Here is a 15,602-nt window from a genome sequence, read left to right on the forward strand (position 1 = left end):
GACATCGGCAACGGCTTCCTGGTCCGGTTCTTCGGCGTCCCGCAGGCCGCGAGGGTGACCGAGCTCCGGCTGAAACGGCAGCTGAACCGGCCCCACCTCCTGAGACCGCACAGGCACGGCCGGGGCCACCCGAGGCTGCTCAGGGCCGACCGTCCGGTGAGGACGCGGGCGACTGCGTGCGCCAAGGTTTGAGTGCGGGACGCCCGTGTTGTTGCAGCGGATTGCCTCGCGGCGGCCTGCACCGGGGCGATGCCGTCCTCATGGGAAAGCCGGCGGATCAGCCGCTGGCCAGGACCGAATCGTCCAAGGGCCGGGCGCCGGGCAACCGGTGCCGGGCGGCGATCAGGGCGGTTGCCGGCCGGAACGCCCCCGGACGCGTCCCAAGGTTCCTCGCCTCATACGCCTCCGCTTGCTCCGCCAAGTAGTCCCAGGTGGTGGCGTAACAGCGGATACGGACGACGCCGACACCGGCGGCCTTCGCGACCTCATGGAGCCGGTGACGCCGCCCGGGCCGGACGGCCGGCCCGGCCTGAGCGGGGACACGCCCGGCGCCGCCCGCGCCCCGCCGCTTGCACAGAGTTCCCACGAGGTCTCTCCTTCGAGACGCGATCGGTCTGTGACCGTGCGTTGCCGAACGGTCACTGTGTCAGATGTGACCGTACGACGCGGAAGATCACCGGCGGAGGTATTCGGCGGATTCTGTCCGCCCATGCCCCGCGCATGGCACAGCGGTTCGGTTGTGGTGGAGGTGAATGAGCCGGTGGAGGAGCCGAAATGGGTGTTGCCCAGCTGGGCGTTATCGGTGGCCGGATCCTCGGTGCAGGTGACTCCGCCGGGGCCAGTGGTGTGGCCGTGACGGCCTGGGCGTGCGCGTCCATGAGCAGCGCCACGAACGTCACCGAGGTGCAGCCGGGCGGCTCGATGCCGTGCCGGGCGGTGGTCGCCGTGGCGCACAGGGTGTACTTGCCGCTGCGGGCCGAGGTCACCCGGATCGTGATTGTGCAGGACTCGTGACCGGCGGCGAGGTCCCCGCCGGAGGTGAGACCGTGTCCGTCGGCGGCGATGGCGACCGTGCTGGAGGGGCAGTGGGTGCTGGCGGAGCCGGGGTCGGCGACGAGCCCGGGCGGTAGGTGCTCGGTAGAGGACCAGCCGCGCTTCGCTGTCTTCTCGGTGGTGTTGGTGACGGTGCAGGTCAGCGTGGCCGGGGCGCCGGCGCCCACCGGGTCGGGATCGAAGGCCGTACTGAGCTGCGGAGTGGCGTCCATGATCCGGAGGCTGTCGGTCGCACCGGCGTTGCCGGTCCGATCCGGGGCGGTCGGGCCCCCGGGCCGCTCGGGCGGCTGTCCGGTGAGCCCGACCAGTGGCCCCGTCTCACCTCTGCTCGGGGTCCGGCCGATCGGTGGCGCCCGGACGGCGGTGCAGTGGCTGTTCGGGCGTGGGCCGCCGCTTCGGCGGGGAGATCGCGAGGGTGACGGGCTCTTCACCGTTCACGTGTGCCTCCGTGCCGTGGTGGTGGATCGTCAGGGGATCGCCGAGCAGCAGCGAGTACGTCGCCTCGTCCGGCTTGATCTCCACCTGGAGGCACCGGCCGCGGAACTGGAGCCGGAAGGCCAGGCGGCTGAACTTCTCAGGCAGCCGGGGTGTGAAGCGCAGGCTGTCGCCGTCCCGCCGGGTGCCGCCGAATCCGGCGACCAGTGCCATCCATGTACCGGCCAGCGAGGCGATGTGCAGTCCGTCGCGGGTGTTGTGCTCCAGGTCGGCCAGGTCCATCAGCGCGGCCTCGGCGGTGTAGTCGTAGGCCAGCCGCAGATGCCCGGTCCGGGCGGCGACGACGGCCTGGCAGCACGCCGACAGGGAGGAGTCCCGTACGGTCAGCGGCTCGTAGTACGCGAAGTTCGCGGCAAGTTGGTCGTCGTCGCAGTGGGTTTCGAACCAGCTGCCGCAGGTGTACATGGCCAGCACGAGGTCGGACTGCTTGATCACCTGCTTGCGGTAGATGTCGAAGTAGGGGAAGTGCAGCATCAGCGGGTACTGGTCGGCGCGTGTGTTCGCGAAATCCCAGCGCTGGTGGCGGGTGAAACCGGCGTGCTGCTCGTGAACGCCGATTTCCTTGTTGTAGGGGATGTGCACGGCCTCGGCGGCGTCTCTCCAGGCGGCGCTCTCCTCCTCGTCCACACCCAGCCGGGCCGCCTCCTCCGAGTGGCGTTCGCACACGTCGGCCGCGGCGAGGAGATTGGAGCGGGCCATGAGGTTGGTGTACGTGTTGTCGTCCACGACGGCGCTGTACTCGTCCGGCCCCGTGATGCCGTCGATGTGGAACACACCGTGAGCGTCGTGATGGCCCAGGGAGCGCCACAAGCGCGCTGTCTCCACCAGGAGTTCCAGGGCGGTCTCGCGTTCGAAGGCGGTGTCGCCGGTCACCGCCGTGTGGCGCACCGCGGCGTGCGCGATGTCGGCGGCCACGTGAAAGGCGGCGGTGCCGGCCGGCCAGTACGCGGAGCCCTCCGAGCCGTCGATGGTCCGCCACGGGAACGCGGCGCCGCGAAGTCCGAGCTGGGTGGCCCGGTCCCGGGCGGCGGGCAGGGTGGCCTGCCGCCAGCGCAGCGCCTCGGCGACCGCCTTGGGCTCGGTGTAGGAGAGGAGGGGCAGCACGAACATCTCGGTGTCCCAGAAGGCGTGGCCGTCGTACCCGGAGCCGGTCAGCCCCTTGGCCGGGATCGCGCGCTGTTCGGCGCGGGCACCGGCCTGGAGCACATGGAAGAGGGCGAAGCGGACGGCCTGCTGGATCTCTTCGTCGCCGTGCACCTCGACGTCGGCTCGAGCCCAGAAGTCATCGAGGTAGGCCCGTTGCTGGGCCACCAGTTCGTCCCATCCGCCATGCGCGGCGGCAGCCAGTGCGGCCTCGACCTGATCGCTCATCGCGGGCCGGGAACGGGCCCCCGACCAGCCGTGGGCGACGGTCTTCTGCACCCGCAGCCGCTGTCCCGGGTCCAGGACGGAGGTGATGGTCAGGCGGGCGACATCCGTGTTGCTCTCGCTGCTGGTGGTGATCTCCCCGGGGGCGTCCACGACGTGGTCGGCGGCCACGGCGACCCTGAGGCCGCTGCGCCGGGTGCGGTGGACCAGGCGCAGCCGCGACCCAACGGCCTGGTCCTCTTCCGGCTCCAGCGGGGACTGCAGCGCCTTGGCCGTCCGCGGGTCGCCGTCGGACGAGGGCAGACTCTCGTTGGTGACCAGCTCCGACTGGATGACCACCCTGGTCCGGCTGTCGACGGGCTCCACCTCGTACTGCACGGCGGCGATGGCGCGCTGGGCGAGGGAGACGAGGCGGGTGGAACGCACCCGGACGGTCGTACCCGCCGGGGAGGTCCACTCGCAGCTCCGCTCCAGCACACCGCGCCTGAAGTCCAGGGTGCGTTCGTGCTTTCCGAGCCGCCCGTAGCGAAGGTCGAAGGGCTCGTCGTCCACCAGCAGCCGCAGCAGCTTTCCGTTGGTGACGTTGATGACGGTCTGGCCCGATTCGGGGTAGCCGTAACCCGCCTCGGCGTAGGGCAACGGATGCAGTTCGTACACCCCGTTGAGGTAGCTGCCGGGCAGGCCGTGCGGTTCGCCCTCGTCGAGGTTGCCGCGCCAGCCGACATGCCCGTTGGACAGGGCGAAGACGGATTCGCTCTGGGCCAGGAGGTCGAGGTCGAGAGCCGTCTCGCGGACGCGCCAGGGCTCCACGGTGTACGTCCGGTTGGTGATCACGCGTTGCCTCCGAGTTCGGCGAGGTCCTTGACGACACGGTCGGCGCCGTGGACGTACAGGGCGTCGGTCTGCCCGACGCGGTCGACGCCGACGACGAAGCCGAAGTGCCCGGACCTGCCCGCGTCCATGCCGGCCAGCGCGTCCTCGAAGACGGCGGCCTGGGACGGCTCCACACCGAGGTCCCGGGCGGCGGCCAGGAAGGTGTCGGGGTGCGGCTTGCCCGGCAGTTTCCGTTCTCTGGCCACCACGCCGTCGATCCGTACGTCGAACAGCTGCTCGGCGGCGATGGAATGGAGCACGTCACGGGTGTTGGCGCTGGAGGAGACGATCGCGGTGGCGAGCCCGGCGGCGCGGACCGCGGCGATGTAGCGCAGCGTGCCCTCGTACGGCTCCACACCGTCGGTACGGATCTTCTCCAGCAGGAGTTCGTTCTTGCGGTTGCCGACGCCGTTGACACTCCGGGCGTCCGGTGGATCGTCGGGGGAGCCCTCGGGCAGTTCGATGTCCCGGGAGGCGAGGAAGGAGCGGACGCCGTCGGCCCGGGGACGGCCGTCGACGTACTGGTCGTAGTCGGAGTCGGTGAAGGGGCGGAAATCCGCTCCGTCGCGCTCGCGCAGGAAGGCGTCGAAGGTCGCCTTCCAGGCGGCGGCGTGCACCACCGCCGTCCTGGTGACCACCCCATCGAGATCGAAGAGACAGGCCTGGATGCCTTCGGGAAGTCCGAGCTGTGTCGTCATGACCCCACAGTTCCCCGCCGAGGCGGGTCCGATCGGATGACACGCTGTGAGGTGCGCCGCCTACCTGCACGGACGTACATGATCCAGTGTGTGCAGGCTCGCGGACTCGCGGACTCGCGGTCATCCGGCGAGGGTGGGGTCGTGGAGGCGTGCGACGCCGAGCATGGCGTGGCGGACGCCGTCGCCTTTGAGCCGGCAGTCGCGGAGGCAGTTCCAGCTTTTCACGCGGGCGAAGGTGTGTTTGACGCGGGCCCGGGCCTTGCGGTGGGAGGCGTTGTGGTCCTCCTTCCAGGCCGGTAGTTCCTCGTTCTTGTGCCGGCGGTAGTGCGGGATGGTCAGGCCGGTGCCGCGGTAGCCGCCGTCGGCGATGACCGTGGCAGTGGTGCCGACGATGGCCTGGGCCCCGGAGTCCTGCCAGGGTGTCGCGTCCGCGGTGTTGCCGGGTGCCGGCGGGGCCGTGGCGATGACCAGCTTCGTGTCGGCATCGATGATGACTTGCACGTTCGCTGAGAACCGGTAGTTGCGTGAGGAGGCGACGACCTTCCGGTCGCGGACCGGTATGAGGGTGCCGTTCAGGATCCACAGCCGCTCGGGCGAGTCGGTGGGACGGGTGGCCGGCTCGATCGCGAGCAGTGGCCGCAACCGCTGGATCCCCCGGCAGACCGTGGCCGGCGGACAGCCGAAGAGCGGGCGAGCTGCCGCATGGTGCGATTCGTGCGGTAGTGGACGGCGACCAGCAGAACCCGGTCGGCCAGCGGCAGGCACCACGGCCGACCGCCACCGGGACCGTTCCCGCCCCCGCTCCCGTACCACCTTCAAGAGCCATTCGAACTGCCGCATCCGCAGTTCAGTGAACGTCTCCTCCTACAACGGCTCAGCCTGCAACACCCCACGCATACAGGAGAAATGCCCGACCTGAAGCCTTCTGCAACACGCTTTGGGGAGCGTCAGTCCGTACGAAAGCCGTGCCCGAAACCCCGAAGTAACAAAGCCGACGAAGTCGGTGCTGCATTACACCCTACGCACACCATTCTCCTCGCATTAGACTGTGCTGATGGCCAGTGCCGGTGCTTCGGAACCCGTCCTGCTCGATCCGAGGGGCCCGGCGATCACAGCCATGCAATGCACTGTGGGCGTGGGTCTGTTGTTGGGCGGTAGCGGTTTCTGCGTCTACACCACGATTCGCACCCTGGCCGAGATCGGTGATACCACCAGCAGTTGGGCGTGGGCCGGTATCGGCGTCGCGCTGACCGCAGCGTTCGTTGCCTGGGTCGGCTTCGGCACCATACTCGACGCCTGCATCGAACGGCGGGCGACTCTTCAACTGGCCGCCCTCGGCGTTGACACGACCGCCCTCGTCCTGGCGGTTGCGCCCGCCACGCCGAGCAACGACCACCACGAACGGCTCCTGCTGAGCATTCGTGTCAGCGGCCCCGGGTTCGAACCGTTCGAATGTGAACAAAAGGTCCTGAAGCACCGGTTCGGCGGCGCCACCCAGGGCACGGTGCTGCCGGCCCGGGTCAATCCGGCAACCCGGGTGTTCATCATCGAGCGACCGCCCGAACGCTTACACCCTGGGGATGCCTGAGCCGCGTACAGACGAGCAGGTTCAGGCGGCTCCTGCTGCGGGAAACGGACCTCGAGCTTCCGAGAGGCCGAGACGTAACGCCGCACGGTCGAGCCTGATCCACTTTTCGTGGACGGGCCGCCCGGAACCGGACCAGAATCCTGTGTACCGGCTGCGCGGTGCCCACCGAGTGCCTGGCCTACGCCCTGGACAGTCGGATCGAGCACGGGGTCTGGGATGGTATGACGGAGCGTGTGGAGGGGGCCTGTTGCGGCGGCGTCCTCTGGCCGCCTCCTGTCGGGCCCGGGAGCCGAGGGGCCAAGGGCGCTCTGACGCACTCCGAGGACGGCATCTCGCAGGCAGCCGACTCGCTGATTGAGTTGATCGACCGGATCATGCGGGAAGCGTTCACCAAGGAAGACGTCATGGCCTGGATCGAGACCAACCTGCCGGACGAGCCCGGCCTGACCTTCGGGAAGGATGACACTGTCCTGCCGAACAAGCGGGCGGAGACCTTGTGCTTCGTCTACCGCGGTGGCCCTACGGCGCGTGAGGCGAACGAGCACCACAGCGGCCAGGGACCGTCCCTCATCCACGACGTCCTGGCCCGCGTGATCGTGGCCACCCGCACCAGCCTCCAGAAGTTCAAGCACGACGACGCTGGAACACAGGAGGGGAAGGACCGGCTGTTCTCTCTGCTCGCCGGTCTGGAGGGAGCGCTCTTGCTGGGCCTCTCCATCAGCAAGATCGGCATCAAACGAGACCAGCTCCTCGACAGCCTCGAAGCGTGGAGGCTCGCGTACAGCGACAGGCCGCACAGAGTCTTCCGTGCGGCCCGTGGATGTCTGTCCCGAAAGCTCACCGGCTGCGACGGATGCGCGGCCTCCACGCGAACTCGAGGTCGTCCAGCAGGACGGTCTCCAGCTCCTTCTCCCGCTCGCTGCGCAGACCGAACAGGTTAGCTGTTCTATCCACAAAGGTTGGTGGCGACGTAGCCCTGGTTGGTCTTCCGTTGACACCGCAGAGTCCGGCGGCATGGTGAGCCAGTCGCGTCAGGAGGGAGGGGTGGCGTTCAACGCGCGGGTGCAGCCGGTGGGGTGCTGCGTAGCCCGGCTGCGGCTCGGGCCAGCGCGGCGAGGGCCGGGGACTGGTGGCCGGCTGGCCATGCGAGCACGGTCGTGATGTCCGGGGCGTCGACGACGGGCACCGCAACATGATCGGGCCACTGCCATGCGCGGCTGGAGGCAGGGATGACGAGCAGGGTCTTGCCGAGCGCCACGAGTTGAGCGAGTTGTGACTGGGTGTGCACCTCTGGCCCGGGGCCGTCGGGGTAGGAGCCGTCGAGCCGGGGCCATCGGGCGATGGGCAGGTCAGGCACGTTGCCGACGTCCGCGAGGGTGAGCTGGGGGCGTGCGGCGAGCGGGTGTCCCGACGGGAGCAGGGCAACTTGGCCTTCGGTACAGATGTCCTCGGTATCAAACCCGGCGAGGTCATCGACAGGCCGGTGCATGAGGGCCACATCCGCGCGCCCGTCGCGCAGGAATCGTGCCTGCTCACCGACCTCGCACAGGACGACTTCGACCGGTGCCGTATCGGCGTCGGCTGCCGACGAGGCGAGGAACTGTTGCAGTAGCTCGTGTGAGGCGCCGGCTTTCGTCACCAGGATCAGCGGCCGTTGGAGATCTGCTGCTCGCCGGGTCCGGCGCACGGCAGCCGCGACCGCATCGAGGGCCAGGCGGGCTTCGCGCAGCAGCACATCGCCGGCGCCGGTCAGGGCTACCCCCCGTCGGTCCCGGTCCAGGAGCTGGACACCGAGCCGACGTTCCATCAGCCGGATGGCGCGGGACAGCGGTGGCTGCGCGATCCCGAGCCGCTGGGCCGCGCGTCCGAAGTGCAGTTCCTCGGCGACCGCGACGAAGTACCGCAACTCACGGGTCTCCAGGTCGTCCATGTGCACTCCCTATTCACCTTGTGATACCCGACAGGTATCACAAGGTACCTGATCCATATTGGACGAAACGGACGCCGCGCGCTGAGCATGAACGGCGTGAACAACAACAAGACCGCGCTGGTCACCGGCGCGAACAAGGGAATCGGATTCGCCATCGCTCAGGGCCTGGGAACCCTCGGCTTCACCGTCGCCGTGGGGGCACGTGACGACACCCGACGCGCGAAGGCCGTGGAGCGGTTGCGTGCCGCAGGCATCGACGCGTTCGGAGTCGCCCTCGATGTCACCTCCGGCGCCAGCGTCGCCGCAGCAGCCGCGAGCATTGAGAAGGAAGCCGGGCGACTCGACGTGCTCATCAACAACGCAGGAATCTCCGGCCGGTCCGAGGACGGGGCGCAGGACCCCACAACACTCGACCTCGGCGTCCTGCACACGGTCCTGGAGACGAACGTGTACGGCGTGGTCCGAGTGACGAACGCGATGCTCCCGCTGCTCAGCCGTGCCGCCGCGCCCCGGATCGTCAACATGTCCAGCAACATGGGCTCGCTGACACTGCAAACCGGCCCGGTCATGGCCGCCTACGCACCCTCCAAGTCGATGCTCAACAGCATCACGGCACAGTACGCCCGCCGATTCGCCGACACGAACATCGTCGTGAACGTGGCCTGCCCCGGGTACGTCGCCACCGACTTCACCGGATTCACCGGGGACCGCACACCCGAGCAGGGTGCCGCGATCGCCCTCCGTCTCGCCACCCTCCCCGACGACGGTCCCCGAGGAGGCTTCTTCGACGACGAGGGAGCCGTCGCCTGGTAGCTCTGCACGTGCGAGGGCCGAGGAGGCAATTGTGGCGACACGCACCCGCCGCGAACTGGGGTGGACTCACTTCACACCGACCTGCTCAGCATGCTCGGCGAGCCCCGCCTGAGAGACCTGGCGACCCACAGCTGGCGCACACGCTCCAGGCGAGCCCATCCACGTTTTCACAGCTCACGACGGACCTCATCACTTGACGGCGTCCACAAAACGGCCGGGTGTACGAGTCATGTCTCGTACACCCGGCCATCGGCATCCTCCGAGCAGAAGGACCGGCATGGTCCACCGCAACGCGCCCCTGACCGAGACTGGCCGCCTGCGCCTGGCGCAGTGCGTCGTCGACGATCACTGGCCACTCCGCCGAGCAGCTGAACGGCTCCAAGTCTCACCCACCACAGCGAAACGGTGGGCCGGCCGCTACCGCGAGCAGGGACCTGCTGGGATGGCAGATCGCTCCAACCGCCCGCACCTCAGCCCGCGACGGACGCCGACCCGCACCGAGCGGCGCATCCTCAAAGTCCGTGTCCTGCGTCGCTGGGGCCCAGCCCGCATCGCCTACTTGCTTGGTCTCAATCCCGCCACCGTGCACCGGGTACTTACCCGATACCGAATTGCTCGACTGTCGCACTTGGGCCGAGCCACGGGCCGGGTCATCCGAGGCTACGAACACGCGGCACCAGGCGACTTGCTACATGTCGGCATCAAGAAGGTCGGCAACATCCCCCAACGGTGGCGGTCATCAGGTGCTGGGTCGTCAGGCCGGTCGCAAGAACCGAATCGGCGGTGGTGGCTACAGCTACCTCCACAACGCCGTCGACGACCATTCCCGCCTGGCATACAGCGCGATCCTCGCCGACGAGAGGAAGGAGACCGCCGCCGCGTTCTGGACCCGGGCGCAGAACGACGAATGGGCCTACGCCAAGCCCTACCGCAGCGAGCAGGAACGACGCGACGCGTGCCCCAGGTGGCTCCATACCTACAACCATCACCGAAAGCACACAGCCCTGAAAGGGCTGCCACCCCCGCAAGCCGTGTCCCTGACCTCTCGGGTCACTACATCCAGGACAGGTTCTGCGCGGTTGCCGCCACGCATGACAATGATGCGCAGCCCTGGCCCGGTCTATGCGGTGTCGCTGCCCGGAAGGTCGAAGTCGAGGGTGCCGGTCGTCTCGCGCATGGCCTGCTCCGCGACCCGTGCTGCGTCGGCGAGGACATCGCCCCGCTCGGCTATCAGCAGGTCATAGATCGGTGCTGCACTTGTGGGGGTGGCGTCCACGTAGGGATGTCCGTTCATCGAGGTCAAGGGACAGCGGGAAAGGCCGGCGGCTCAGCCCGGGTTCAGCACGGAGTCGTCCAACGGGCGGGCTCCGGGCAACTGGTGCCGGGCAGCGATCAGCGCCGCGTCGATGTCACGGGTGCCGGTGGACACGCACAATGTGTAGGCGACATCGTTCATGCGCTGGCGGACCTGTGCGCTGCCCGCGTGGGAGGCGCCCACGGCGGCGAGCGCCTCGTACTGGTCGATCAGATTACGTAGCACCACGGGGTGGGCCATCAGCATCACTAAACCGTCCTTCTCACCAGCACCAACCAGTCAGGGCACGCGCTCTCGTACCCGATTCTCCGTCCCGCAATCCCCGCCCGTCACACACGCCCCAAGCGCCGTCCGGACGCCGACTCTGCGGCCGGGCCAGCCCACTTGGTTGCGGGCAGAAACGCTCACCCATCACGCGAAGGTCACCGGCCAGGACATGGCGTGGCGTGCAAGTTCGAGTTCGGCGCGAGAGCGGTGCTGGCCGACGCGGGGCGGGTCGGAGGAGGAAGCTGGGTGGCGCGGCCCCGGAGTCCCACATGGTGGTGCTCAGCACGGCGCCCTCTGATTCCAGGTCCAGCAGGAGCGGCCCCGGAGCGTACTTGCCCCGTTGGTCGCCAGCTCACTGACCACCCCTGCGCGACCTCTGCCGCACGGTCGAAGACCGATCATCCTTCTGATGCCTCCTCCTCGTAGAGGAAGCCACGGGTGAGGGCCATCGCTCCTGAAGCTGGGTGTGGTGGGGGACGCAGCCCACGAGTGATGAATCCGACCGACACGGGCGCCCACGGCCGGGAGCGCACACTCGGAGCCGACGTGACCGACGATGCCGCCGCCTCCGATTGTGGAAGCCCGCGAACCCGGCGTGATCCGAAGGAACGGCGCTGGAGACAAGCACGTCCGCGACCGCGCCGACCCGAGTACGGTCGGGGTGCGCCGCGGCGCCAAGTCGGCGACGCGCGCGGGTGACCATGCAAGAGCGGGAGAGAATGGCCGACGTCGCCGGACCGGACGAGAATGGACGCTTGACCCCTGCGCACCGTAGTGGCGGCCCACCCTTTGAGCCCGTGTGAGCCCGTGATGCCCCTTCCCGCTCCGCGGCAACTCCGCAATCCCGGGCCCTGTCACTCGTTAGCCCGCGCACTCGTCCGGATGAACAACCGAACCTCGCCGCTTCGGCTTTCGCCCGGACTCGTCCATGGCCGAGGATTGGGCCGTCTCCAGCAGGCTCTCGGTGAGGCTTGCACGTTCGGGGTTCTGCAACTTCCTCCGCGGCCCGTTTCAGCGCCTGCCCCGGCGACGCCACCTTTCCTTCTGCTGCGGAGCCGGTCGCACCTCGCAGAGGTGGTTTTCGTGGTGGAGAGTAACGGATGTCGCTTTGTTGTGGGTAGCATCCGGCAGCAACAACCAGGTAGAAGGAGAGCTGTCGTGGCCGACGTGCCCGTAACGACCCCCATCCAGACCAAGTACGCGCAGCAGTACGCCGATGACCTTGCGGCCAACCGCAGGGAGCAGGAGGACGTGACCGCGCAGATCACCGTATTCCAGGCGCGCTTGGAGCAGCTCAGGGTGGAGGAGGGGTGGTTGGCGAAGGCTCAGGGCACTCTGCCCGTGGCCCCGCTGCCAACTCCTGCCGAAGCCGAGCCGGCAGCCGATACGCCCCGCGGTGTTCCGCAGCAGCGGCAGGACCGGGCGGTGGAGAAGCAGCCCGAGAAGCCCATCAAGAAGAAGACCGCGGCCAAGAAGACCGCGGCCAAGAAGACCGCGGCACAGCCGGCGAGGAGGGCAGTCGCGAGGAAGCCGGAGACCAGGGTTTCGGCGCAGCGGGTTCCCGCCGCGCAAGCGCCGGCGGACAAGGACGCCGCTGAGGAGGAGTTGGGACGGCCGCTGTGGCAGCTCATCCTGGACATCCTTCTCAAGGCCCCCGGCCAGCCCTGCGTGGCCCGTGAGGTCCATGACCAGCTCGCCCAGGACCACCCCAGCCGTAAGACGTCTGTCCAGACAGTGCGCAACAACCTCGAGACGCTCGTCAAGAAGAGTCTCGCCGAAAAGTCACGGCAGCAGGGAAACGTGATGTACATCGCGCCCGCGCAGGCCCTGCCGAACATGGCAGACGTCACCGCGGACAACGGGACAGAGCCGTCCTCCACACCGACCGTCGCAAAGGATGCCGTCCACGTCTGACCTTCGCTGCGCCCCGCCGGACGCGACGGCCCGGCGGGCGAAGCACCGATACCCAGCAGCAACGCGACACATTGGTGGCGTGACCAGGACCGGGGGCGACGGACACACCATCTACCTCTGCAAACCCCGCCCCCACACGCACTCCTACGCGAAGCGCAACCACCACGGCTACGTCACCTACCACGGACCAGCATCAAGCAGGCACCCCAACTTGCCGCGCAGAAGGAAGCCGCACTGTCGACCGGTCTGCGCCGGACAGAGATGCGCTCACCCTCATGGCGTGAGGCCCGGTCCTTCAACGCGAGGTCCCGGATCGTGGGATGCGAGTCATCGGACGGCGACATCCTGATCACGGTCATGCCAGACGAACTGAACCACCAACTCCAGGCTGGGCGTCGGGGGACGGATTACCTGCTTCGCGACCGACACCGCCGGCCGGCCGATCACCGAGCATGCCCCGTCAGGCAGCTGCGGGACAGGGCCGAAAACCGGATCCGGGCCGCGCGGGCCACTGGCCTGCACAACCTGCCGCTCCTCACCACACCACAGCCCAGGACACAAGATGCGGCTCGGGATAAAGGCCCTCGACCTGCTGGCCAATGCTCGCGCTCACTGGCAGGGCCGGCTCTGGGCGCCCCGCCGCCTGTGGTTTCGCCTGTTCACCACGGCCGGACAATTCGTCACCACCGGTCGGCGCTGCACCCTCCGCTAGCCCGGCGCTGGCACTGGACCGGCCACATCACCGCCGCATTCGAACGGGTCGTAATCCTGCCAAATCCAGGCTGACCAGCGCTCTTACCCGCCCCTATGGCAACCCTTCACTACCCAGAGCAGTGGAATCCGGCGCGACAACCGCCAGCATGCCCACCGGCGAAACGGTCCACCGATTCCGTTGGCGGGACCGTCGGAAGATCGACTTCAACGGACACCGCCGACAGGTTGGAATCAGCTCATTGTGCGCAGGCTCACGAGCAGGAGGGGATTTCACATGTCATGTGCCCATGCTGCTGAGATGCCGAACCGCGAGCGTGGTGACCTGGGTGGCCAGGTCCGTCAAGGAAGGATCGCGCAGTGCGGCGGCGTTCGCGAGCCGGGCCACGTCATCCGCCCAAGCGCCGCTGGCCCGGTCATCTACGTCGATCCGGGCGAACCCGCGGTCCAGCAGGCCACACGCCTCGTCAACCTGCTTCCGAGCCAGCGCTTTTACTGCGCCGATGGCATTGGCCAGGGCACTGGCCGCCCGTGACCACTCGCCTTCGCGAGCATGCGCCGCCGGGTTTCCCACATCGTAGTGCAGGTCATCCGCGACCGACGCGGTACGCACATCCAGATCAAGCCTCCAGAACAGCGGCAGCCCTGTGAAGCGGACGAACAGCAGGCGTCGGCGATCAGAGCGGTAGAATTCCGGGTCGACACGGACGCTGCCGACCGGCAGGACCTCGCCCAGCACGTCCACCGCCCGGCTCAGGCAGTCAGGGAATTGCGCGTCCGGGACCACCCACGAGATGTCGATGTCGCTGAAGGCATCCGCCGTGCCTGATCCCATCGACCCGATCAGGTCCGCACGTGAGCCGGGGCAACACCTTTTCAGCGCGATGCACATCTCGGCGGCCAGGACGGCACGCTCGGCTTCTCTCGCCATGACGCACACCGTAGTCCGCCCGCGAGTCAACCGATCGTCCTCAGCGATCCCTACCGAAACCGGCTGTCCCGCCCTGTTCGTTGCCCGGTCAAGGCTGCAGAAAACGCCGGTCAGGTCAGGCAGGCGGGCATCTCAGCCATCGCACGCACCGTAGCTCTCGCCGACCGGCGCCTGAGCCCCGCCGGCGCTCAGGCGGATCGCGTCACAGGACGGGGTCTCGTGGACCGCCCCTGCCACACCGTCGCGTTCCAGCGGTCCATAGGCATCAGGCATCAGGCATCAGGCATCCGGCCCGGCCACCAGCCTTGGCGAAGATCCGCCGACCGGAGAATCCCGTCGCCGACGCAATTCCGGGCTGTCGGGGGCAGTCGGTCAGCGGTCGGCGCGCAGGGAGACGAGAAGGCCCTTGCCCGTGTTGCGGGTGACGAAGAGTCTGGAACCGTCCGGGTGTGGTCAGGTAGGAGGACCTCGGGCCCGACGGGGAGGACCTTCGGGCTCCTGGTCACCGTCCGGAGGCTGAGCTGAGCCGGGAGGGGTCTGGTGTTGCCGGCGATCGAGTCGTCGCGGACGGCGCTGTACGCGGTGGCAGGCGCCATGCGCGCCGGGAGCGCGTAACGACGGACTCTGGCGCAGCTCGTACTCCTGTTGCCGGGTGGCGGGTCAACGAGTCAGGTGCCAGTCGGGTGTGGAGGGCATGTTCATGTGGGGTGTGAGGGTGCGAGCGCGCTGCCACATGCCGTGGGCCTGTTCGCTGGGGCGCTGTTGTTCGCCGTGCAGGGCGTTGAGGATGATCAGGCCGCCGGTCAGGGCGGGGACGGTCCACTGCATGCAGGTCAGGTGTTGCTGGGCTTTGTCGGTGTCGATGGGGTGCTTGGCGGCCTTCTCGGCGTCCTGAGGGTCGGCGGAGGCCGCCAGTTCGATCTTCCTGCCCAGGACGCGGCTGTAGGCGGTGGCCGCGAGGGCGGCGCCGGTCAGGACGGTTTTGGCGAGGGTGGAGGCGGCAACGCCTTGCTGGGTGGCGACCCGTGGGGCGTTGGCGGCGAGCAGGCCGCCGGATCCGAACAGGTGCGTGGCGATCGCCGCGGCGTTGACGGGGGTCCACTTCGCCCACCCGGCGCTGGCGATCCTCGCGGTAGTGGTCCAGGTGCCGCCCTCGTCGCGTGCGGCACCGTTGAGGCCGACCGCGCCCATGAGGGAGCCGCCGAACCAGGTGGCCAGCCCGATATCGTGCAGGCTGCGCAGCATCGTGTTGCGTGACGACATGACCGGCTCCCTTGGCCCAGGTGAATGAAGCCCGGGCAAGGCGACCGGGCACCTCTTCACCGTCGCCGTGATAGCGGCCGGCCGCCATCACGGTTGGTGCGAACGGAGCAGGCCGGCCGGGAGAGCAGCCGGGGCGGGTGACGGAAACGTCTTCGCGGGCGGCCGTCGAGGTGAGGGCCGAGCGGCCGCCCGGGTTGGCCGATCACAACCTCGTGCGGCATCCCGCAGTGATTGATCACCACTGATCGCTCGCAGAGTGGCCCCGGAACGACATCGGTGTCTTTGCCGATGAGCGTGCGCCCACTACGTTGCGCTACCCGACCTCAGATACGGAGCCGAACGGCCGATTCGGCCGCTGTGACCTGAGCGTTCTCTCGGCGCGG

At 68.5% G+C, this 15,602-nt stretch carries 13 protein-coding genes and 4 pseudogenes; 8 read left to right on the top strand and 9 right to left on the bottom strand.

From position 1 onward, the window contains the following. Positions 1-277 precede the first annotated feature (277 nt). Complete coding sequence (locus ABZ565_RS16530) at positions 278-586, bottom strand: hypothetical protein (protein ID WP_361026396.1); 309 nt, start codon at positions 584-586, stop codon at positions 278-280. A gap of 188 nt (positions 587-774) precedes the next feature. Here ABZ565_RS16530 and ABZ565_RS16535 point away from each other — a divergent pair, with 188 nt between their 5' ends. Further along, the gene (locus tag ABZ565_RS16535; protein WP_361026399.1) at positions 775-1,014 is read left to right on the top strand and encodes a hypothetical protein; all 240 of its coding nucleotides are present in this window, start codon (positions 775-777) and stop codon (positions 1,012-1,014) included. A 357-nt stretch (positions 1,015-1,371) separates the two neighbouring features. On the opposite strand, the gene ABZ565_RS16540 is transcribed toward ABZ565_RS16535, so the two are convergent. The 3 genes and pseudogenes from ABZ565_RS16540 to ABZ565_RS16550 all read right to left on the bottom strand — a co-directional run bounded on the left by ABZ565_RS16540 (position 1,372) and on the right by ABZ565_RS16550 (position 5,327). After that, positions 1,372-3,750, bottom strand: a complete 2,379-nt coding sequence (locus ABZ565_RS16540) for a glycosyl hydrolase family 65 protein (RefSeq protein ID WP_361026402.1) — start codon at positions 3,748-3,750, stop codon at positions 1,372-1,374. After that, positions 3,747-4,487: a beta-phosphoglucomutase family hydrolase gene (locus tag ABZ565_RS16545; RefSeq protein ID WP_361026405.1), complete on the bottom strand. Its 741-nt coding sequence runs from the start codon at positions 4,485-4,487 to the stop codon at positions 3,747-3,749. The genes ABZ565_RS16540 and ABZ565_RS16545 overlap by 4 nt, the downstream gene beginning before the upstream one ends. Before the next feature lie 120 nt (positions 4,488-4,607). Beyond that, positions 4,608-5,327 (bottom strand): annotated as a pseudogene (locus ABZ565_RS16550) (transposase family protein). A 214-nt stretch (positions 5,328-5,541) separates the two neighbouring features. Here ABZ565_RS16550 and ABZ565_RS16555 point away from each other — a divergent pair. From ABZ565_RS16555 to ABZ565_RS16565, 3 genes and pseudogenes are all read left to right on the top strand, one after another. After that, on the top strand, positions 5,542-6,075 hold the full coding sequence (locus ABZ565_RS16555; RefSeq protein WP_361026408.1) for a hypothetical protein: 534 nt from the start codon (positions 5,542-5,544) through the stop codon (positions 6,073-6,075). Positions 6,076-6,156: 81 nt separating this feature from the next. Continuing rightward, positions 6,157-6,337: pseudogene (locus ABZ565_RS16560) on the top strand (WhiB family transcriptional regulator); the annotation flags it as partial. Positions 6,338-6,434: 97 nt separating this feature from the next. Continuing rightward, entirely contained in the window at positions 6,435-7,016 is a 582-nt protein-coding gene (locus tag ABZ565_RS16565) for a hypothetical protein (RefSeq protein ID WP_361026411.1), read from the top strand. A 110-nt stretch (positions 7,017-7,126) separates the two neighbouring features. On the opposite strand, the gene ABZ565_RS16570 is transcribed toward ABZ565_RS16565, so the two are convergent. Continuing rightward, on the bottom strand, positions 7,127-8,005 hold the full coding sequence (locus tag ABZ565_RS16570) for a LysR family transcriptional regulator (protein ID WP_361026414.1): 879 nt from the start codon (positions 8,003-8,005) through the stop codon (positions 7,127-7,129). Between the two features lie 87 nt (positions 8,006-8,092). On the opposite strand from ABZ565_RS16570, the gene ABZ565_RS16575 reads away from it, so the two are divergent. Together ABZ565_RS16575 and ABZ565_RS16580 are read left to right on the top strand one after the other, a co-directional pair. Beyond that, complete coding sequence (locus tag ABZ565_RS16575; RefSeq protein WP_361026417.1) at positions 8,093-8,818, top strand: SDR family oxidoreductase; 726 nt, start codon at positions 8,093-8,095, stop codon at positions 8,816-8,818. A 277-nt stretch (positions 8,819-9,095) separates the two neighbouring features. Further along, positions 9,096-9,875, top strand: a pseudogene (locus ABZ565_RS16580) (IS481 family transposase); the annotation flags it as partial. Positions 9,876-9,938: 63 nt separating this feature from the next. On the opposite strand, the gene ABZ565_RS16585 reads toward ABZ565_RS16580, so the two are convergent. Together ABZ565_RS16585 and ABZ565_RS16590 are read right to left on the bottom strand one after the other, a co-directional pair. Then, complete coding sequence (locus ABZ565_RS16585) at positions 9,939-10,112, bottom strand: hypothetical protein (protein ID WP_361026420.1); 174 nt, start codon at positions 10,110-10,112, stop codon at positions 9,939-9,941. Positions 10,113-10,145: 33 nt separating this feature from the next. Next, positions 10,146-10,379 carry a DUF5133 domain-containing protein gene (locus tag ABZ565_RS16590; RefSeq protein WP_361026423.1) on the bottom strand — a complete coding sequence of 78 codons (234 nt, stop codon included), beginning with the start codon at positions 10,377-10,379 and terminating at the stop codon, positions 10,146-10,148. A 1,179-nt stretch (positions 10,380-11,558) separates the two neighbouring features. Here ABZ565_RS16590 and ABZ565_RS16595 point away from each other — a divergent pair. Together ABZ565_RS16595 and ABZ565_RS16600 are read left to right on the top strand one after the other, a co-directional pair. Further along, positions 11,559-12,314 carry a hypothetical protein gene (locus tag ABZ565_RS16595; RefSeq protein ID WP_361026426.1) on the top strand — a complete coding sequence of 252 codons (756 nt, stop codon included), beginning with the start codon at positions 11,559-11,561 and terminating at the stop codon, positions 12,312-12,314. A 403-nt stretch (positions 12,315-12,717) separates the two neighbouring features. Then, positions 12,718-13,100: pseudogene (locus ABZ565_RS16600) on the top strand (IS1380 family transposase); the annotation flags it as partial. Between the two features lie 205 nt (positions 13,101-13,305). Here ABZ565_RS16600 and ABZ565_RS16605 read toward each other — a convergent pair. Together ABZ565_RS16605 and ABZ565_RS16610 are read right to left on the bottom strand one after the other, a co-directional pair. After that, positions 13,306-13,956: a hypothetical protein gene (locus ABZ565_RS16605; RefSeq protein WP_361026429.1), complete on the bottom strand. Its 651-nt coding sequence runs from the start codon at positions 13,954-13,956 to the stop codon at positions 13,306-13,308. A 660-nt stretch (positions 13,957-14,616) separates the two neighbouring features. Continuing rightward, on the bottom strand, positions 14,617-15,219 hold the full coding sequence (locus ABZ565_RS16610) for a hypothetical protein (RefSeq protein WP_361026432.1): 603 nt from the start codon (positions 15,217-15,219) through the stop codon (positions 14,617-14,619). Between the last annotated feature and the right edge of the window lie 383 nt (positions 15,220-15,602).

It is taken from the genome of Streptomyces sp. NPDC016469 (genome assembly GCF_040632905.1).
In the GTDB taxonomy this organism is placed as follows: Bacteria; Actinomycetota; Actinomycetes; order Streptomycetales; family Streptomycetaceae; genus Streptomyces.